A 17,499-nucleotide genomic window follows, 5' to 3' on the forward strand; every position below is an offset into this window, starting at 1 on the left:
GGGGCAACGCCGCACGCGCGAACCGGCGCGCGCGAATGCGCTAGACCCGCCGCGCCAGCCACACATCCATGACCCAGCCGGCCTGCGCCTTCACCCGCGCGCGGGCCTCACGGATCGGCCCGGCCACCGCGTCGAGCGGGCCGGCGATCCGCACCTCGTCGGCGGTGCCGAGATTGGCGGCCCAGAACAGCTCGCCCGGCCAGCCCCGCGCCGCCAGCGCGGCAAGGCCGCTGCCATCGTCGAGCATCACGGCGAAGGCGGGGGCGTCGGGCGTCTGTTCCGCCACCTGCCGCCCGGTGGTGAGCAGCACCGGCTCGCCCACCCCGTTGAGCGGGATGGCATGGGCGGCGCAGAGCAGCTGCAGGGCGGAGAGGCCGGGCTCCACGGCAAGGGTGAAGCCCTCATGGCCGCCATCGCGCAGAAGCGCGCCCGCCGCCGCCAGCACGCGCAGCGTCGAATCATAGAGCATCGGGTCGCCCCAGACGAGGATCGCCCCGGTCTCCTCCGGCCCCAGCTCCCCGGCGATGGCGGCGGCGAGAAGCTGCGCGCGCTCGCCATGCCAGTCCGCCACGCTGGCGCGGTAGGCGGCGGGGGAAGTCTCCAGATGGGGCAGGGCCGCCCCCGGCAGAGGCGGGCGCTGCCGGCGCGGGCTGGGCGCGCGGAAAAGCCGGTGGCCGGGCTTGGCGAAGCGAGCGATCAGCGCCTCGCGCCGGGCGACCAGCGGATGGGCCGCCTCGCCTTTGTCGAGCAGCAGGAACAGGTCGATCTGCGCCAGCGCGCGGGCGGCGGCAAAGGTGAGGTGATCCGCCTCCCCCATGCCGATGCCGATGACGAGCAGGCGGCGCATGAGCTAGCGCGCGGGGGGGACAGGGGGGGCGGGGGCGGCATCGCGCGCGGCAAAAACCCGCTTGGCGACCATCAGCGCGTTCAGCGCCGCCGGGAAGCCGGCATAGAGCGCCATCTGCATGATCGCCTCCACCACTTCCTCCCGGCTCGCCCCGACATTGAGCGCCGAGCCGATATGCACCTCAAGCTCGCGCTCGGCATGGCCGAGGCAGACCAGCCCCGCCACGGTGGCGATCAGCCTGGTGCGCAGATCGAGCCCGGGCCGGGCATAGATGTCGCCATAGCCGAACTCGAAAATATAGCGCGCGAAATCCGGGGCGATGTCACCGAGGCTGTCCATCACCTGCGCCCCGGAACGCCCGGTGATTCGCGCCAGCAGCGCCTGGCCACGGGCGAGGCGGTCCTGCGGCAGCGCGGCGCCGGACGGATCAGTGGACGGATCGGCCTGACCGGCCTGATCGTCCGCCTCACCGGTCTCACGCTCCACCGGATTTACCATACTGAATTACCTCCGACGCTCGACGATGGCCAGCGCCGCGGCCACGCTCGCGGCGACGTCGAGCGCGGTATTGTCGATGATCTCGGCATCCGCGGCGACCACCAGCGGGGCGCTGGTGCGCGAGCTATCGCGTTGGTCGCGCTTGCGAATATCCTCCAGCACGCTCTCCGGCGTGACCTTTTCGCCGCGCGCCGCCAGCTCGCGGAAGCGCCGCGCCGCGCGGGCCTCGGGGGTGGCGGTGACGAAGATCTTCACCGCCGCGTCGGGGGCAATCACCGTGCCGATATCGCGCCCGTCGAGCACCGCCCCACCCGGCTGATGCGCGAAATTCTGCTGCAATGTCAACAGCTTGGCGCGCACCTGTGGAATCGCGGCAGCGCGCGAGGCGGCTTCCCCGACCGGCCCGGCGCGCAGCGATTCGGGATCGAGGGCGGCGAGGTCGAGCCCCTCAGCCAGCCCGGCCATCGCTGCAACGTCTTCAAAATCAACGGCTTTTTCCAACGCCGCCGCCCCCACCGCGCGGTACAGCAGCCCGGTGTCGAGATGCGGCAGCCGGTAATGGGCCGCCAGCCGCCGGGCGATCGTACCCTTGCCGGAGGCGGCGGGACCGTCAATGGCAATGATCACAGCGCCGCCTCGATCACCGCCCCCATGCCGCGCATCAGCGGCAGGAAGCTCGGGAAGGAGGTGGCGATGAAGGAAACATCGTCCACATTCAAGGGCTTAGCCGTGGCGAGGCCGAGCACCAGAAAGCTCATGGCGATGCGGTGGTCCATATGGGTTTCCACCGTACCGCCGCCGGCGGCGCTGCCCGCGCCCTCGACCAGGAGGTCGTCGCCCTCGATCCGGTTCACCACCCCCGCCGCGTCCAAACCCTTGGAAACGGCCAGCAAACGGTCGGATTCCTTGACCCGCAGCTCCGACAGCCCGCGCATCCGCGTCGTCCCCTCGGCAAAGGCGGCGGCGACCGCAAGCACCGGATATTCGTCGATCATCGAAGGCGCCCGCTCGGGCGGAACCTCGACCGCGCGCAGCCGTCCGCTGTACTTCACCCGAATATCCGCGACGTTCTCGCCGCCCTCGACGCGCGCGTTCTCATAAGCGATCTCGGCGCCCATCTCCTTGAGAGTGATGAATAATCCCGTGCGCAACGGGTTGGTCATCACCCCCTCCACGACGATCTCCGAGCCGGGCACGATGAGCGCGGCGACGATCGGGAAGGCGGCGGAAGAGGGGTCGGCCGGCACATGGATCGGCGCCGGCTTCAGCTCCGGGCGGCCCTTCAGCGTGACCTTGCGGCCATGCGCGCCGTACGGCTCGACGCTCACCTGCGCGCCGAAATGGGTAAGCATGCGCTCGGTATGGTCGCGGCTCGCCTCGGCCTCGATCAGCACCGTCTCGCCCGGCGCGCCCAGCCCGGCCAGCAGCACGGCGGACTTGATCTGCGCCGAGGCGACCGGGCTCTCATAGGTGATCGGCACCAGTTCGCGCGGCCCCTTCAGGGTCAGCGGCAGGCGCCCGCCCTCGGCCGCCTCGATCACCTGAACGCCCATCTTTTCAAGGGGATCGAGGATACGCCGCATCGGCCGGCGGCGGAGACTGGCATCGCCGTCGAAGGTCACGGTAATCGGGTTTCCGGCCACCATGCCCATCATCAGCCGCGAGCCGGTGCCGGCATTGCCGAAATCAAGCGGGCCGGCGGGCTCGGTCAGGCCGCCGACACCGACGCCGTTCACCCGCCACTCGCCCTCGCCGAGCCGCTCCACGGTGGCGCCGAGCGCGGCGCAGGCACGGCCGGTGTTCAGAACATCCTCGCCTTCCAGAAGGCCGGTAATGTGCGTTTCGCCCACCGCCAGCGTCCCGAAGATCAGCGCCCGGTGCGACACGGACTTGTCGCCGGGCACCCGCACCCGGCCCTTCAGGGCGGGCGAAAGTCTTGAGGCGGCGGGGACGGGAGCGGAGGCGTGGCTGCTCATCGAAGGGCCTTTCTGGCGGCTCGGCATCGCCGGGTCGAATGCGGGCTCCTCCTAGCACGAGGGTGTCATCCGCGTCACGACCAGCAAATGCGCGCTTGACTCCACAGAACGGGCGGTTCAATGGGAGCACCCCTTAATCACCACTTTCCGAGGTTCCGAACCGTGGTGAAAGCTGAACTTGGCACCAAGCGAATCTGCCCTGTCACCGGGCGGAAGTTTTATGACCTGAACAAGGATCCGGTGATCTCGCCCTATACCGGGCAGATCGTGCCGATCACGGCCCCCGTGACCCGCGGCGGCCGCGCCGAACCCGTGCGTCCCGCCGAGGAAGCCGAGGTCGAAGAGACGGCCGAGGTCGAACTGGTCTCGCTCGAGGATGCCGATGAGGAAGCCACCGGCGCGGCCAAGGTTGTCGCGACCGATGACGACATCGACATTGACGACGAGGTCGAGGCCGATGACGAAGACACCTTCCTCGAAGAAGACGAGGATGCCGACGACGACGTCATCGATCTGATCGGCGACGGCATCGAGGACGACGAGGAAACCTGAAAAGCCCTGGGGATGGCGCAAGAGTCTTCAAGACGGCCCTTGCAGTCTCATCCGCCATGTGCTTTACGACCATCCCGCTCTGGCTGATGCCAGCGCGGCTCGCCGGGAGAAACACCCAAAGCGCCCGCTTCGGCCAGGCGCGACCCGGCAACCCCCGGTGGGGCCATAGCTCAGTTGGGAGAGCGCTTGAATGGCATTCAAGAGGTCGGCGGTTCGATTCCGCCTGGCTCCACCAATTCTCTGATTTCCCTACGAAAATGCGCGGTCGTAAGGCCCGGCCGTCCAGCCGACGCCCTGCCCGGATCGCCCGCGCCGCGGGCGTCGCCTGATCCAGCGCCCCTGCTGCCCCGTACCCGCCATGAGTTCCGGGCCAAGGGGAAGCGCCGTGTCGATCTATATCCTGTCCTATCTGATGGCCGGCCTCGTCTTTCTCGCGTTTGACGCGGTCTGGCTGGGCACCATGGCGGACCGAATCTACCGGCCGCTGATGGGCGATCTGGTGCAGGACGGGTTCAGCTTCGCCCCGGCCGCCGCCTTCTATCTGCTTTATGTCGCCGGCATCGTCATCTTCGCCATTCACCCGGCCATCGGCTCGGGCAAATGGAGCACGGCGCTGATTTTCGGCCTGCTGTTCGGGCTGATGGCCTATGGCACCTACGACCTGACGAATCAGGCGACGTTGAAGAACTGGCCGCTCGCCCTGACGGTCATCGACATGGCGTGGGGCACCTTCGTCACCGGCATGTCGGCCACGCTCGGCTATCTCGCCGCGCGCACGCTTGGGCGGTGGATCGGGATCTGACCCCTCAGCGCCGCTTCGGCGGACCCGGCCAGAAGCTGTTGACCCGCCCCATGTAATCCCTGAACGCTTGGCCGCGCGAGCGGAGCATATGCGCTTCCGTCGGCGGAATGCCGGAGGCGTGCACCAGCAGCCAATACATCAGCGCCGGGCCCAAAAGGGCCGCGAAGCCGGCGGGATAGGCGCCGCTGGCGTCGATCGCGAATAGCGGGTAGGCGACCCACGCCATCCATTCGAAGAAGTAATTGGGGTGCCGGCTCCAGCCCCACAGGCCGGCATCGCAGACCTTGCCATGATTAGCGGGGTCGGCGCGGAAGGCGGCGAGCTGGCGGTCGGCCAGCGTCTCGCCCGCCACCGCCGTCGCGATCACCGCGAGCCCCAGAATGTCCCAGACGCTGCCGAACGGCATCGGCGCCCGCGCGGCGGCCATCACCGCGAGCACGAGGACGGCGCCACACAGCGCCTGGATCTGCAGGAACAGAAAGAGCCGGCTCGCCGCGTTCGAACCCCACTCCTGAACCAGCGCGGCGTAGCGGGGATCATCGCCGCCCTTCAGCGTGCGGGCGAGGATGTGCGCGCCGAGCCGCGCCGACCACAGCGCCGCCACCGCCGCGACCACCATCTGCCGCAGGTTCGGCGAATCAGCCGCGAGCGGCGCCAGAGACGCCGAGACGCCCGCCAACCCCACCGAGAAGGACCAGATGGTGTCGACCCAGCCATGCCGGCCGGTCGCGCGCGCCAGCGCCCAGGCAAAGCCCATGGCCAGCGCCATGAACACCAGCACGCCGAGGAGGAGGAGGAGGAGGAGGGCGCCGGCCATCGGGGGCGGCACCCGCTCAGATCCGCGCGAAGGAGGTCAGCAGGCGGCCGAACATGCCGCCGATGCGCATCTCGCCTTCCATGGCGGTCAGGCAGATGCACTCGCCCTCGGGATCGACAATCGGCTGGTGGTCGATCTCCGAATCCATCTCGCTCAGATCGCCCGGCCGGTAGCGGCCGAACCCGTCCGAGAACGAGCCGGAAAGGATCTGGGTGAATTCCAGCCCGGTATGGCCGTGCTCGGGCAGCTTGCGCCCCGGACCGACCCGCAGCAGCGTCAGCCGGGCCGAGGGATCCTGGGCAATGGTCAGCGAGGAGGCGCGCACGCCCGGCCCGAGCCAGCGCCATCGGCCCATCTCGCAATGGCGTAGCGCGCGGGGCAGGAGGATCCCGCCGGGCAGCGTCGGCAATGGCTTGCGCGGCGCGGGCGCGCGCGGCGGCGGGGCGGGAGCGTCGATCTGGGCGAGAAGCCGCGCCAGCGCCTCCGGCTCCATCGGTTCCGGCGTCACCTGCTCCAGCAGCGAGCCGCCCATGGCCTCGAAGGTCGCGACCCGCGCCCGGCATTCGACGCAGCCGGAAAGATGGGTGGCGACCACCAGACCGGGCGCCACGGGCAGGCGGCCGGCGGCGTAACGCAGCAGCGTCTCGTCGCTGGGATGATGCTGAATGCTCAAAGCTGGCCCTCCAGCAGGGTGCGCAGCTTTCCCAGCGCGAGACGCACCCGCGATTTGACCGTGCCCAAGGGCAGGCCAAGCTCGCTGGCGATCTCGGAATGCGGCTTGTCGTTGAAGAAGGAGAGGCGGACGATGGCCGCCTGTTCGGGAGACAGGCTTTTCATGGCAGTGCGCAGGCGTTCCTCGCGCTCGGCCCTCAAGACGAACGCTTCGCCCGTCTCGCCGTCGTCGACCGTGTCCTCCGACTCCGGGTCAGGGGTCGAGACGGAACGGTCGCGCCGCAGATGGTCGATGCGCAGATTGCGGGCAATGGTGAAGATCCACGTTGCCGCGCCGGCACGCTGCGGATCGAAATAGGAGGCCTTGCGCCAGACCGAGAGCATCGTTTCCTGCGCCAGCTCCTCGGCGACCGAGGCCGCGAGGCCCTGGCGGAGCAGGAAAGCTTTCAGCCGGGGCGCGAAGTGCTTGTAGAGCAGCGCAAAGGCCTGCTTGTCGCGCTCTGACGCGATGAGCTGGATAAGCCGGTCCAATTCTTCCCCATTCGGCATGGCGCCGCCCAAGGCAACATCCGTCACGATCGCGCTCCGCAACCCTGTGCGGCTTCGCAACCGTTTCGCATGATGGATGACTGGCTCAGCATTCATGCCCCTCTTACGCACCTTGCCGGATGGCGGATCACCTTACCCTTCGGTGATCTGACGCCGGCTCGACAACGTATAGCGCAAAAGACACCGATCCCACCGCCCGGAGAAATCACCGGTGAATCTGCGCATCGAACCTGCCTCGCCGCACCGCCGTCTCAACATCGCGGTGGTGGGCAGCGGCATTTCCGGCCTCTCGGCCGCCTGGCTGCTGTCGCAGGCCCATGATGTCACGCTGTTCGAGGCGGAGCCAAGGCTGGGCGGCCATGCGCATACCCGCGACGCGGGCGGGCTCGCCATCGATACCGGGTTCATCGTCTACAACACCTCGACCTATCCCAACCTCACCGCGCTCTTTGCCCATCTCGGCGTCGCCACCGAGGCGACCGACATGTCCTTCGCCGTCTCGCTGGATGAGGGGCGGCTGGAATATTCGGGCACCAGCCTCGCCGGCCTGTTCGCGCAGAAGCGCAATCTGGTGAGCCCGCGCTACTGGTCGATGCTGCGCGACCTGCTGCGCTTCTACCGCGAGGCGCCCGGCGATGCGCCGGGCTTCGACGGCACTCTCGCCGCCTATCTCGACGCCAAGGGCTATGGCGAGGCCTTTCGCGAGGATCACCTCTACCCGATGGCGGCGGCGATCTGGTCGACCCCGGCGGGCGAGGTCGGGCGCTATCCCTTCACGGCCTTCACCCGCTTCTGCGAGAATCACGGCCTGCTGAAGATCACCGGGCGGCCGATCTGGCGCACCGTGCGCGGCGGCAGCCGCGAATATGTCAAACGCCTGCATGGCGCCATGCGCGGGGAGACGGTCACCCATACGCCGGTGGCCGCCATCCGGCGCGGCCCGCTCGGCGTCGAGGTCGTGGACCGGGCGGGAGAGCGCCGCCGCTTTGACGAGGTGGTGCTCGCCTGCCATGCCGATCAGGCGCTGCATCTGCTGGAAGCGCCGACGCCGCGCGAGCGCGAGGTGCTGGGGGCCTTCCGCTATTCGGTGAACGAGGCGATATTGCACAGCCATCCCGGCCTGATGCCCGTGCGGCGGTCGGCCTGGGCGGCGTGGAACTATCTGACGCAACGGAACCGATCGGCGGGACTGTCCGTTACCTACTGGATGAACAAGTTGCAGAATCTGCCGGCCAGCCCGCCGATGTTCGTCACACTCAATCCCGTCCGCACGCCGCATCCCGCGAGCATCCATTACAGCCAGACCTATCGGCACCCGCTGTTCGATACCGGCGCCATGGCGGCCCAGAAGCAGCTCTGGTCGTTGCAGGGCGAGGGCGGCGTGTGGTTCTGCGGCGCCTATTTCGGTGCCGGCTTCCACGAGGACGGCCTGCAGGCGGGGCTCGCCGTCGCGGAGGCCCTGGGCGGCGTGCGCCGGCCCTGGAGCGTGGACGAGGAAAGCGCGCGCATCCATATCGGCCCGGCGCCCCTGCGTCAGCGTGGCGGGGTCGCAGCATGAGTCCCGGCGACCAAGGCGCGTCCGCGCTGTTTGCCGGCTCGGTGATTCATTCCCGCCTGAAGCCGCGCCGCCACCGGCTGCGCTACCGGCTGTTCTCGCTGCTGCTCGATCTCGACGAGCTGCCGCGGCTCGGCGACCGGCTGCGGCTGTTCTCGCATAACCGCTTCAACCTGTTCAGCCTGCGCGATGCCGATTACGGCCGGGGCGACGGCACGGCGCTGAAGCCCTATGTCGAATCGGTGATGCGCTCGGCCGGGATCGAGCCCGATGGCGGCGCCGTGCGGCTGCTCACCATGCCGCGGCTGTTCGGCTATGCCTTCAACCCGCTCAGCATGTATTTCTGCTACCGCCGCGACGGCGCGCTGGCGGCGATCCTCTATGAGGTCAACAACACCTTCGGCCAGCGCCATTCCTATTTCATCCCGGTGGATGGCGGGAGCGCGGGCGGCACCATCCGCCAGAGCGCGGCCAAGGCCTTCTATGTGTCGCCCTTCATGGATATGGGGCTCGACTATGCCTTCCGCGTCGAGCCGCCCGGCGCGGCCTTCACCGTCATCATCAGCGCCCGCGATAGTGACGGGCCGGTGCTGATCGCCGCCCATCGCGCCCGGCGTCGTGCGCTGACCGACCGGGAGCTGATGCGCGCGCTGTTCGCCTATCCGCTGCTCACGCTGAAGGTCATCGCCGGCATTCACTGGGAGGCCCTGTTCATCTGGGCGAAGGGCATCCGGCTGCGCCAGCGGCCGCCGCTGCCGGCCGAGCCGGTCTCGCTCCCCACCGCCCCGCATTCCCCGAGGATCGTGCATGCTGACTGATAGCGACCACGCCACGGCGACCGCCCGGCCCGCACGCCGCGACGCCTGGCTCGGCCGGTTCGTGATGTCCCGGCTGCTGGCCACCCTGACGCAGGGCCGCCTGAACGTGGTGCTGCCCGGCGGCCTGCGCATCGCCGCGCGCGGCGACGAGCCGGGACCGGAAGCGACGCTGGTGCTGCATCGCTGGCGGGCGATCCGCCGCCTGATCACCGCCGGCGACATCGGCTTTTCGGAAGCCTATGTCGACGGGGACTGGTCGAGCCCGGATCTCGCCGCCTTCATCGAGCTTGCCGCCCTCAACCAGCCGAAGATGGCGCGCGCACTCTCCGCGCCGCTGCCGCTGCGCCTGTGGAACCGCGTCAGCCACGCGCTGAACGCCAATTCGAAGACCGGCAGCCGCCGCAACATCTCGTTCCATTACGATCTCGGCAACGCCTTCTACCGGCTCTGGCTCGATCCCTCGATGAACTATTCCTCGGCCATCTATGCCGACCGCGACCAGACGCTGGAGGAGGCGCAGCGCGCCAAGATCGCCCGCATCCTCGACATGCTGGAACTGAAGACCGGCGACGCGGTGCTGGAGATCGGCTGCGGCTGGGGCGACCTTGCGGGCGCCATGGGCGAGGCCGGCGCGCGTGTGACCGGGCTCACCCTCTCGCGCGAGCAGCTCGCTTATGCCGGCGATCTGATGGTCGAGCGCGGGCTGAAGGACCAGGTCGAGCTGCGCCTGCAGGATTACCGCGACACTGAGGGGCGCTTCGACCGGATCGTCTCGATCGAGATGCTGGAAGCGGTGGGCGAGCGTTACTGGCCGGTCTATTTCGAGACGCTGCGCGCGCGGCTGGCGGCCGGCGGCACCGCCGTGCTGCAGGTCATCACCATCGCCGAGGACCGTTTCGACGATTACCGCCGCAACCCCGACTTCATCCAGCGTTACGTCTTCCCCGGCGGCATGCTGCCGACCAAGGCGCTGATCGCCGAGCACGCGCAGGCGGCGGGGCTGACGCTGGAGGAAGCGCAGTATTTCGGCGAGGGCTACGGGCTGACGCTGGCGGAGTGGCGCCACCGCTTCCACGCCGCCTGGCCGGAGGTGCAGCGCCTCGGCTTCAACGACCAATTCCGCCGGCTGTGGGACTATTACCTGGCCTATTGCGAGGGCGGCTTCCGCTCCGGCGCCATCGATGTCGGTCTCTACAAGCTGCGCGGCTGAGCGTTTCCGCGCGGGTCTCCACCGCGCGGCTAACGCTTGCGCGCCAGCAGGCGCTGATATTCCTGCGTCAGCGCCTCGATCTCGGCGGCGCTGAACGGCCAGGCGCCGACCGCGATGCCCTGGCGGATCTCGTTCGCCAGCACCGGCCAGAAGCGGTCGACGAGGGCGGGCACCTCTTCGTCCCGGATGCCTCGGGCCCGCAGATCGAGGCCGCAGATCGCGCGCGCGGTTTCTTCCGTTTTTCTCATGACTGTCCTTAACTCAGTCCCGGCCCGCGCTGTGCCCACTTGTGGACGCTGGCCGCGCGGTTTCGCGCCCGCCGTCGATGCGCCGCGCACGATATGTTCAACGGAACCGGCGGGGACGTTTCATTTGTCGCATACCCGGCTTAGGGTGCGGCTCGCTCGGCTTGGCCGGCATGGGGTAACAACCGGAGACAGATCTATGCAGCTCGGTATCGTGGGTCTTGGCCGCATGGGCGGAAACATCGCGCGGCGGCTTGCTCAGGCCGGTCATTCCTGCGTGGTGTGGGACCGCAACACCGCTGCCGTGGAGGCCCTTGCCAGCGAGGGCAACACCGCCGCCACTGATCTTGCCGACATCGTCGCCAAGCTGGAGGCGCCGCGCGCCGTGTGGGTCATGCTGCCCTCCGGCGGCCCGACCGAGAGCACCGTGAACGAACTGGCCGGCCTGCTCTCGGCCGGCGACGTCATCATCGATGGCGGCAACAGCTTCTACAAGGACGACATCCGCCGCGCCGCCAGCCTGCGCGAGAAGGGCATCGTCTATGTGGATGTCGGCACCTCCGGCGGCGTGTGGGGCCTTGAGCGCGGCTATTGCATGATGATCGGTGGCGAGAAGGCCTCGGTCGACCGGCTCGACCCGATCTTCGCCGCCCTTGCCCCCGGCCTTGGCGACATTCCCCGCACCCCCGGCCGCGAGACCCGCGACCCGCGCGTCGAGCAGGGCTACATCCACACCGGCCCGGCCGGCTCCGGCCATTTCGTCAAGATGATCCATAACGGCATCGAGTACGGGCTGATGCAGGCCTATGCCGAGGGCTTCGACATCCTCAAGAACAAGGCCTCGACCGACCTGCCCGAGCAGGAGCGTTTCTCGCTCGACATGGCCGACATCGCCGAAGTGTGGCGCCGCGGCTCGGTGGTCTCCTCCTGGCTGCTCGACCTGACCGCTATCGCCCTGACCAGCGACGAGAAGCTGACCGATTACTCCGGCGCGGTCGCCGATTCCGGCGAGGGCCGCTGGACGGTGGAAGCCGCCGTCGAGGAGGCCGTGTCGGCCGAGGTGCTGACCGCCGCTCTGTTCGCCCGCTTCCGCTCGCGCCAGGACCACACCTTCGGCGAGAAGCTGCTCTCGGCGATGCGCTTCCAGTTCGGCGGCCATTCCGAATTCAAGAACAAGTGACGGGGCCGAACAGCCATGGGAAGCGAGACCGTCGTTCTCGGTCAGAAGGTGCTGGCGCCCGATTCGGCGCCGGCCCCGGCATCGACCTTCTTCATCTTCGGCGCCTCGGGCGACCTCACCAAGCGCCTGCTGCTGCCCTCGCTCTACAATCTCGCCCATGAGGGCGTGCTGGCCGATGATTTCGCGATCATCGGCGTCGACCATGTCGAGCGCAGCGAGGAGGACTACCGCGCCTTCCTCACCGACGAGATCGCCAAGCTGCCCGGTTCCTGCGACACGAGCGGGGAAACCTGGCGCTGGCTGATGAGCCGCATCGGCTACATGGCCGGCGATTTCGAGGATCCGGCCGCCTATGGCCGCATCCGCGAGCGGCTCGATTCGCGCGCCCAGCAGACCTGCAACGCGGTGTTCTACCTGGCGGTGGCGCCGCGTTTCTTCGCCACCATCTCCGAGCAGCTCGGCGCCGCCGGGCTGCTGAAGGAGGAGACCGGCTTCCGCCACATCGTGGTGGAGAAGCCGTTCGGCACCGACCTGCCCTCGGCCCGCGCGCTCAACCGGCGCCTGCTGGCCATCGCCAATGAGCGGCAGATCTACCGGATCGACCATTTCCTCGGCAAGGAAACGGTCCAGAACATGATGGCGCTGCGCTTCGGCAACGGCATTTTCGAGCCGATCTGGAGCAAGGAATATATCGACCACGTGCAGATCACCGCCGCCGAGACGGTGACGGTGGAGCAGCGCGGCGGTTTCTACGACACCACCGGCGCCATGCGCGACATGGTGCCGAACCACATGTTCCAGCTCCTCGCCATGACCGCGATGGAGCCGCCGAACTCATTCGACGCCGACGCGGTGCGCACCGAGAAGACCAAGGTGATCGAAGCGATCCGCCATATGCGCCCGAACGAGGCGATCGGCGCGGCGGTGCGCGGCCAGTACCGCGCCGGTTTCGTCAACGGCCAGCCGGTCAAGGACTACCGGGCCGAGAAGGATGTCGACCCCGAGAGCCGCACCGAGACCTATGTGGCGCTCAAATGCTTCGTCGATTCCTGGCGCTGGAACGGCGTGCCGTTCTATGTGCGCACCGGCAAGGCGCTGGCCAAGCGCCGCACCGAGATCGCCGTCCAGTTCAAGCGAGCGCCGGGCGTGCTGTTCAGCCATTTGCCGACCGCTCTGAAGCCCAATCTGATGGTCATCCATGTCCAGCCGGACGAGGGCGTGTCGCTGCGCTTCGCGGCCAAGGTGCCCGGCCGCAAGGTCCGGCTCTCCGACGTGCAGATGGACTTCAAATATGCCGACTACTTCAAGGCGGCGCCCAGCACCGGCTATGAAACGCTGATCTATGACTGCCTGTGCGGCGACCCGACCCTGTTCCAGCGCGCCGACACGATCGAGGCGGGCTGGGAAGCGGTCGAACCGATCCTGGAGGCGGTGGCCGGCGGCGAGAACGACGTCCAATTCTATTCCGCCGGCAGCGACGGACCGGCCATGTCCGACGTCATGCTGGCGCAGGACGGCTTCCAATGGCTGCCGCTCGAAAGGGACCGCACGCGATGACCGAGACCAAAGGCGCCGAAAAGCGCCCTCTGCCCGATCGCATCCGGCTGATGGTGTCGGATGTCGACGGTACGCTGGTGAACCGCGCCAAGGAGGTGACGCCCGCCACGGTCGAGGCGGTGCGCCGCCTGCGGGCGGCCGGCGTCGAGTTCGCCGCCGTCTCCGCGCGCCCGCCGCGCGGCATGAAGCTGCTGAACGAGGCGATCGGCCTCGACATTTTCGGCGGCTTCAATGGCGGCACCATCCTGCGCCGCGATTACAGCCTGGTCGAGCAGACGCTGATCGACCCCGCCGCCGTGCGCAAGGGGCTGGACATGATGGTGCCGCGCGGCGCCTCGGTCTGGGTGTTCGCCGATAATGAGTGGTACATCACCGACCCCTCGAATCCCTATGTCGCCGGCGAGACCCGCACCGTCGCCTTCGAGCCGACGCTGGTGAGCGATTTCGGCGACCATATCGAGCGCGCCGGCAAGATCGTCTTCTCCTCGACCGATTTCGACATGCTGGCGGCGAGCGAGCCGGAGCTTCAGGCTCTGGTCGGCGCCGGCGCCACCGCCCGGCGTTCCCAGGCCAAATATCTCGATCTCACCCCGCCCGGCACCGACAAGGGCTATGCGGTGCGTGCCTTCGCCCGCCATTTCGGCGTGCCGCTGGAGGAGGTGGCTGTCATCGGCGACATGGCCAACGACCTGCCGATGTTCGGGGTCGCCGGCCTCGCCATCGCCATGGGCAATGGCGCGCCCGAGGTGAAGGAACGGGCGGACGTGGTCTCCGTCACCAATGAAGAGGACGGCGTGGCCTACGCCATCGAGCATTTCGTCCTGCCGCGCGCGCCGGGCTAAGCGTCCCACGCTGGGCGTTCCACGCTAGAAACTTCTCCGGTGAACTCCCGTTCACCGGAGAAGCCAGATTGTTGTCTGGCGCATCTCTTCGCGCGAACCCGAATCCGCTTCGCTCGAAAATGCTCTAGCCCGAAAACTCCGTCTCGTGCTTGAGCACATCCTCGGCTTCCGCGTTGAGCGGCTGGGCGGCGCGTTCGGGCGCCACCAGCGGCTCGGGCTCGACGAAGCCGACCTGCCCGTCCTTGCTCATCAGCAGGCGCTGGCGCAGCAGGCGCTCCATGTCGCGCTGGCGCACATCGACCACAGTGGCATGCGCGGTCTCGGAATCGATGCCGGTCGCCAGCAGCGTCGCCTCGCCGAAGGCCAGCGCCGATTCGAAGGTCTCGCGCATCTCGAAATCGACGCCCTTCTCGCGCAGGGCGATGGCGTGGGTGCGGTCATAGGCGCGCACATGCAGCCGCACGCCCGGCACGTTGGACTGGAGAATGTCGACGATGCGGTCGGCGGTCTCGCGGCGGTCGACGCAGATCGCCACCACCCGCGCCCGCTCGACGCCCGCCGCGCGCAGCACGTCGAGCCGCGTGCCGTCGCCATAATAGATGCGGAAGCCGAAGCGGCCGGCGCTCTGGATCATCTCGACGTCATTGTCGATGATGGTGACTTCCACCCCCTGCGACAGCAGGCATTGCGAGGCGATCTGGCCGAAGCGGCCGAAGCCGACCACCAGGACCGAGCCCTTGGCCTCGCTGAAATCGGCCTCGGGCGGCTCGTCATGGCGCTGCCGGCTGTCGATCCGCTGGGCGAGGCGCTCGCCGATCAGCGCCACCGGCGGGCCGAGCAGCATGGTCATCGCCGCGCAGGCGGCCAGCATGTCGCCCTGCCGCGCGGTGATCAGCCCGAGCCCGAGCGCCAGCGGAAACAGCACGAAGGAAAACTCGCCCGCCGGGGTCAGCAGCGTCGCCGAGCGCACCGCATCGGCCTCCGTTCCCTCGGAGACGCGGAACACCGCCCAGACCGACACTGCCTTGACCAGCGTCACCAGCAGCGTGCCGACGATCAGCAGCGGCGCATTGGCCAGCACCACGTCGAGATTCATCGACATGCCCACGCCCATGAAGAACAGCGCCACCAGCAGGCCGCGAAAGGCGTCGACATTGGCTTCCAACTCATGGCGGAAGCTCGATTCGGACAGCATCACGCCGGCGAGGAAGGCGCCCATCGCCATCGACATGCCGACCGCCGCCATCAGCCCGCCGGCGCCCAGCACGACCAGCAGCGCTGCCGCCGTCATCACCTCGCGCGCGCCGGAGCGGGCGAGAATGCGGAAGAACGGGGTCAGCAGATAGCGCCCGGTGCCGATGACGATGGCGATCGCCGCGATCACCACCAGCACATGGCCGACCGACTGGCTGAAGCTCTGCGCCTCATGGTCGCCCGGCGCCAGCAGCGGCATGAAGGCGATCAGCGGCACCACCGCCATGTCCTGGAACAGCAGCACCGCGAAGGTGCGCTGGCCATAGGGCTGGGCGAGGCCGCCCTTGTCCTCCAGCAATTGCAGGGCGATCGTGGTCGCCGAGAGCGCCAGCGCGAGACCTGCGACGATCGCCGCCCGCCAGTCGAAACTGTCGCCGGCATAGCGGGTGAGGAAGGCGATGGCGATGCCGGTGAAGACCAGCTGCGCCGCGCCCACGCCGAAAATGGCGCGGCGCATGGCGAGCAGCCGGCTCACCTGCAATTCCAGCCCGATGACGAACAGCAGCAGCACCACGCCGATCTCGGCGACTGTGATGATGCGCTCGGGATCGTGGAAGGCGCCGATGCCCGAGGGGCCGATGGCCACGCCGGCGATCAGATAGCCGACGATCGGCGACAGGCCGAGCCGCCGCGCGATCGGCACGGCGATCACCGCGGTGGCGAGGAAAATCAGCGCCCCGATCAGAAATCCCTGACCTTCACCGTGCATCGACCCGTGCTCCCTCGGCGCCACCCCGCGCCGTCCCACTATCTGGACAAGGCATGGCGCCGCGCAATGGCAGAACCATGGTGCTTTAGGGACCGACGAACTCCCCCACAGGCCGAATTCCTCCCTGCCGCATCGGAACATCTTTCACGCCGCAGGGAAATCCCGCGCGCCGTGCTTGAGGGCAAGTTCTCGGGCGAAGCCGACAAATCGGCACCGAAAAAACCGAAACGCCCGGCATGGGCCGGGCGTCGGGTGGGCGTCGATGGCGCAACAGGCGCGCCGGATCAGTGGTGGGCGGCGGTCGGGCCGGGCGGGTGCAGCGTCGGGTGCGGCACCGGAATCGTATCGCGCGTCACCGGCGGCAGGGTCTTGAGAGCCTCGAGGACCAGCGGGTCCAGCCCCTCGCCGCCCGCCGCGATATGGTCCTCCATCCGCGCCCGCATGCGCGGATCCCAGAAATCCTTGATGTGCTTGGCGATGCCGGTGACCGCCTTGCCCTGCTTCTGCGAGGCGAAGAACTTGCCGATCTGGTTCGCCATATAGACGAGCCGGTCCATCGTATTAGCCGACATGGGCGATCCGCTCCTGTTCTGCCCCGCCGATCAAAATGCGATGGGGGTGGGTAAAAATCTCAAAGCCGTCGTCGCGGGCGATCGCCACCAGGGTGATGCCCGCCTTGTCCGCCGTGCGCACCGCCAGCGCGGTCGGGGCGGAGACCGCGACCAGCACGCCCGCGCCCAGCATGGCGGTCTTCTGCACCATCTCGATCGACACCCGGCTGGTCAGCAGCACGATGCCGGAGGTGGCCTCGCGCCCGTGGCGCACCAGATGGCCGACCAGCTTGTCGAGCGCGTTGTGGCGGCCGACATCCTCGCGCAGGGCGATCAGCCCCTCCTCCGGCTCCCAGAAGGCGGCCGCATGGACCGCCCGCGTCTGCCGGTTCAGCGCCTGCGCCGCCGGCAGCGCGGCGATGGCCTGCGCCACCTCCCCGGCCGAGAAGCTCCGGCCCGCCGTGACGGCGCGCGCCGGCTTCACCGCCAGTTCCAGGCTTTCCACCCCGCACAGGCCGCAGCCGGTGGGGCCGGCGATCTGGCGGCGCCGCGCCACCATCTGACCGGCCCGCTCGGCGCTCAGCCAGAGGCGGATTTCGACGCCCACGGCGCCGTCCGCCTCGTCGAATTCCAGCGTCTCGATCGATTCGACGTCCGTGAGGTCGCCGATCACGCCTTCGGTCAGGCTGAAGCCATAGCCGAAATCCTCGAGGTCGCTGGGCGTCGCCATCATCACGGCATAGGTGGAGCCGTTATGGACGATGGCGACCGGCGTTTCCTCGGGGATCGCCCGCTCGCCCGCCTGCGCTCCCGAAGGACCGCAGGCCAGACGCGCGACACGGACGACGGGCGGGATCATCGGATG

At 68.6% G+C, this 17,499-nt stretch carries 19 protein-coding genes and 1 tRNA gene; 9 read left to right on the plus strand and 11 right to left on the minus strand.

The genetic code is table 11. The annotated features are described in order from the left end of the window. Positions 1-40: 40 nt before the first annotated feature. Genes cobF through aroA form a run of 4 tightly spaced genes read right to left on the minus strand, consistent with a single transcriptional unit; the run spans position 41 to position 3,321 of the window. Positions 41-847 carry a precorrin-6A synthase (deacetylating) gene (cobF, locus tag KIP89_RS09910; protein ID WP_213755194.1) on the minus strand — a complete coding sequence of 269 codons (807 nt, stop codon included), beginning with the start codon at positions 845-847 and terminating at the stop codon, positions 41-43. Positions 848-850: 3 nt separating this feature from the next. Further along, complete coding sequence (locus KIP89_RS09915) at positions 851-1,345, minus strand: carboxymuconolactone decarboxylase family protein (RefSeq protein ID WP_213755195.1); 495 nt, start codon at positions 1,343-1,345, stop codon at positions 851-853. Positions 1,346-1,351: 6 nt separating this feature from the next. After that, the gene (gene cmk, locus KIP89_RS09920; protein WP_213755196.1) at positions 1,352-1,972 is read right to left on the minus strand and encodes a (d)CMP kinase; all 621 of its coding nucleotides are present in this window, start codon (positions 1,970-1,972) and stop codon (positions 1,352-1,354) included. Next, positions 1,969-3,321, minus strand: a complete 1,353-nt coding sequence (aroA, locus tag KIP89_RS09925) for a 3-phosphoshikimate 1-carboxyvinyltransferase (RefSeq protein ID WP_213755197.1) — start codon at positions 3,319-3,321, stop codon at positions 1,969-1,971. Before aroA ends, cmk begins: the two co-directional genes overlap by 4 nt. A 162-nt stretch (positions 3,322-3,483) precedes the next feature. On the opposite strand from aroA, the gene KIP89_RS09930 reads away from it, so the two are divergent. The 3 genes from KIP89_RS09930 (at position 3,484) to KIP89_RS09940 (ending at position 4,675) form a co-directional block, all read left to right on the plus strand. Further along, a complete protein-coding gene (locus KIP89_RS09930) occupies positions 3,484-3,873 on the plus strand; it encodes a TIGR02300 family protein (protein ID WP_213755198.1) in 390 nt (129 codons plus the stop codon). A gap of 159 nt (positions 3,874-4,032) precedes the next feature. Next, positions 4,033-4,108, plus strand: a tRNA-Ala gene (locus tag KIP89_RS09935). Positions 4,109-4,258: 150 nt separating this feature from the next. Continuing rightward, positions 4,259-4,675 carry a DUF2177 family protein gene (locus KIP89_RS09940; RefSeq protein WP_369807097.1) on the plus strand — a complete coding sequence of 139 codons (417 nt, stop codon included), beginning with the start codon at positions 4,259-4,261 and terminating at the stop codon, positions 4,673-4,675. Between the two features lie 4 nt (positions 4,676-4,679). Here KIP89_RS09940 and KIP89_RS09945 read toward each other — a convergent pair whose 3' ends face one another. Genes KIP89_RS09945 through KIP89_RS09955 form a run of 3 tightly spaced genes read right to left on the minus strand, consistent with a single transcriptional unit; the run spans position 4,680 to position 6,740 of the window. Then, positions 4,680-5,492 carry a DUF1295 domain-containing protein gene (locus KIP89_RS09945; RefSeq protein WP_213755200.1) on the minus strand — a complete coding sequence of 271 codons (813 nt, stop codon included), beginning with the start codon at positions 5,490-5,492 and terminating at the stop codon, positions 4,680-4,682. A 16-nt stretch (positions 5,493-5,508) separates the two neighbouring features. Beyond that, entirely contained in the window at positions 5,509-6,165 is a 657-nt protein-coding gene (locus tag KIP89_RS09950) for a ChrR family anti-sigma-E factor (RefSeq protein WP_213755201.1), read from the minus strand. After that, the gene (locus KIP89_RS09955) at positions 6,162-6,740 is read right to left on the minus strand and encodes a sigma-70 family RNA polymerase sigma factor (protein ID WP_369807098.1); all 579 of its coding nucleotides are present in this window, start codon (positions 6,738-6,740) and stop codon (positions 6,162-6,164) included. The genes KIP89_RS09950 and KIP89_RS09955 overlap by 4 nt, the downstream gene beginning before the upstream one ends. A 190-nt stretch (positions 6,741-6,930) precedes the next feature. On the opposite strand from KIP89_RS09955, the gene KIP89_RS09960 reads away from it, so the two are divergent. From KIP89_RS09960 to KIP89_RS09970, 3 genes are read left to right on the plus strand one after another with little or no spacing between them, the layout of a single operon-like run. After that, complete coding sequence (locus KIP89_RS09960) at positions 6,931-8,271, plus strand: NAD(P)/FAD-dependent oxidoreductase (protein ID WP_250152384.1); 1,341 nt, start codon at positions 6,931-6,933, stop codon at positions 8,269-8,271. Further along, the gene (locus KIP89_RS09965) at positions 8,268-9,086 is read left to right on the plus strand and encodes a DUF1365 domain-containing protein (protein WP_213755202.1); all 819 of its coding nucleotides are present in this window, start codon (positions 8,268-8,270) and stop codon (positions 9,084-9,086) included. Before KIP89_RS09960 ends, KIP89_RS09965 begins: the two co-directional genes overlap by 4 nt. After that, positions 9,076-10,296 (plus strand): SAM-dependent methyltransferase, encoded by a 1,221-nt coding sequence (locus KIP89_RS09970; protein WP_213755203.1) that lies wholly within the window; start codon positions 9,076-9,078, stop codon positions 10,294-10,296. Before KIP89_RS09965 ends, KIP89_RS09970 begins: the two co-directional genes overlap by 11 nt. Before the next feature lie 29 nt (positions 10,297-10,325). Here the strand turns inward: KIP89_RS09970 and KIP89_RS09975 are convergent, their stop codons facing one another. Then, the gene (locus KIP89_RS09975; protein WP_213755204.1) at positions 10,326-10,544 is read right to left on the minus strand and encodes a hypothetical protein; all 219 of its coding nucleotides are present in this window, start codon (positions 10,542-10,544) and stop codon (positions 10,326-10,328) included. A gap of 196 nt (positions 10,545-10,740) precedes the next feature. Here KIP89_RS09975 and gnd point away from each other — a divergent pair, with 196 nt between their 5' ends. From gnd to KIP89_RS09990, 3 genes are read left to right on the plus strand one after another with little or no spacing between them, the layout of a single operon-like run. Continuing rightward, the gene (gene gnd, locus KIP89_RS09980; protein ID WP_213755205.1) at positions 10,741-11,721 is read left to right on the plus strand and encodes a phosphogluconate dehydrogenase (NAD(+)-dependent, decarboxylating); all 981 of its coding nucleotides are present in this window, start codon (positions 10,741-10,743) and stop codon (positions 11,719-11,721) included. Between the two features lie 15 nt (positions 11,722-11,736). Beyond that, entirely contained in the window at positions 11,737-13,278 is a 1,542-nt protein-coding gene (gene zwf / locus KIP89_RS09985; RefSeq protein ID WP_213755206.1) for a glucose-6-phosphate dehydrogenase, read from the plus strand. Next, entirely contained in the window at positions 13,275-14,120 is an 846-nt protein-coding gene (locus KIP89_RS09990; RefSeq protein WP_213755207.1) for a Cof-type HAD-IIB family hydrolase, read from the plus strand. Before zwf ends, KIP89_RS09990 begins: the two co-directional genes overlap by 4 nt. A 124-nt stretch (positions 14,121-14,244) precedes the next feature. Here the strand turns inward: KIP89_RS09990 and KIP89_RS09995 are convergent, their stop codons facing one another. The 3 genes from KIP89_RS09995 to fdhD form a co-directional block, all read right to left on the minus strand. Next, positions 14,245-16,083 (minus strand): monovalent cation:proton antiporter-2 (CPA2) family protein, encoded by a 1,839-nt coding sequence (locus KIP89_RS09995; protein ID WP_213755208.1) that lies wholly within the window; start codon positions 16,081-16,083, stop codon positions 14,245-14,247. A 284-nt stretch (positions 16,084-16,367) separates the two neighbouring features. Next, the gene (locus tag KIP89_RS10000; protein ID WP_213755209.1) at positions 16,368-16,655 is read right to left on the minus strand and encodes a formate dehydrogenase subunit delta; all 288 of its coding nucleotides are present in this window, start codon (positions 16,653-16,655) and stop codon (positions 16,368-16,370) included. Then, on the minus strand, positions 16,645-17,493 hold the full coding sequence (gene fdhD / locus KIP89_RS10005; RefSeq protein ID WP_213755210.1) for a formate dehydrogenase accessory sulfurtransferase FdhD: 849 nt from the start codon (positions 17,491-17,493) through the stop codon (positions 16,645-16,647). Before fdhD ends, KIP89_RS10000 begins: the two co-directional genes overlap by 11 nt. Between the last annotated feature and the right edge of the window lie 6 nt (positions 17,494-17,499).

Origin of the sequence: Ancylobacter radicis (assembly GCF_018449475.1) — a bacterium.
Taxonomy (GTDB): domain Bacteria; phylum Pseudomonadota; class Alphaproteobacteria; order Rhizobiales; family Xanthobacteraceae; genus Ancylobacter; species Ancylobacter radicis.

Bases quoted from the DNA above. Each gene is read 5' to 3' on its own strand.
- KIP89_RS09945 (WP_213755200.1), bottom strand. From the start codon at position 5,492: ATGGCCGGCGCCCTCCTCCTCCTCCTCCTCCTCGGCGTGCTGGTGTTC.
- KIP89_RS09975 (WP_213755204.1), bottom strand. From the start codon at position 10,544: ATGAGAAAAACGGAAGAAACCGCGCGCGCGATCTGCGGCCTCGATCTG.
- KIP89_RS10000 (WP_213755209.1), bottom strand. From the start codon at position 16,655: ATGTCGGCTAATACGATGGACCGGCTCGTCTATATGGCGAACCAGATC.
- KIP89_RS09915 (WP_213755195.1), bottom strand. From the start codon at position 1,345: ATGGTAAATCCGGTGGAGCGTGAGACCGGTGAGGCGGACGATCAGGCC.
- KIP89_RS09965 (WP_213755202.1), top strand. From the start codon at position 8,268: ATGAGTCCCGGCGACCAAGGCGCGTCCGCGCTGTTTGCCGGCTCGGTG.
- fdhD (WP_213755210.1), bottom strand. From the start codon at position 17,493: ATGATCCCGCCCGTCGTCCGTGTCGCGCGTCTGGCCTGCGGTCCTTCG.
- KIP89_RS09970 (WP_213755203.1), top strand. From the start codon at position 9,076: ATGCTGACTGATAGCGACCACGCCACGGCGACCGCCCGGCCCGCACGC.
- zwf (WP_213755206.1), top strand. From the start codon at position 11,737: ATGGGAAGCGAGACCGTCGTTCTCGGTCAGAAGGTGCTGGCGCCCGAT.
- cobF (WP_213755194.1), bottom strand. From the start codon at position 847: ATGCGCCGCCTGCTCGTCATCGGCATCGGCATGGGGGAGGCGGATCAC.
- aroA (WP_213755197.1), bottom strand. From the start codon at position 3,321: ATGAGCAGCCACGCCTCCGCTCCCGTCCCCGCCGCCTCAAGACTTTCG.
- KIP89_RS09995 (WP_213755208.1), bottom strand. From the start codon at position 16,083: ATGCACGGTGAAGGTCAGGGATTTCTGATCGGGGCGCTGATTTTCCTC.
- gnd (WP_213755205.1), top strand. From the start codon at position 10,741: ATGCAGCTCGGTATCGTGGGTCTTGGCCGCATGGGCGGAAACATCGCG.
- KIP89_RS09990 (WP_213755207.1), top strand. From the start codon at position 13,275: ATGACCGAGACCAAAGGCGCCGAAAAGCGCCCTCTGCCCGATCGCATC.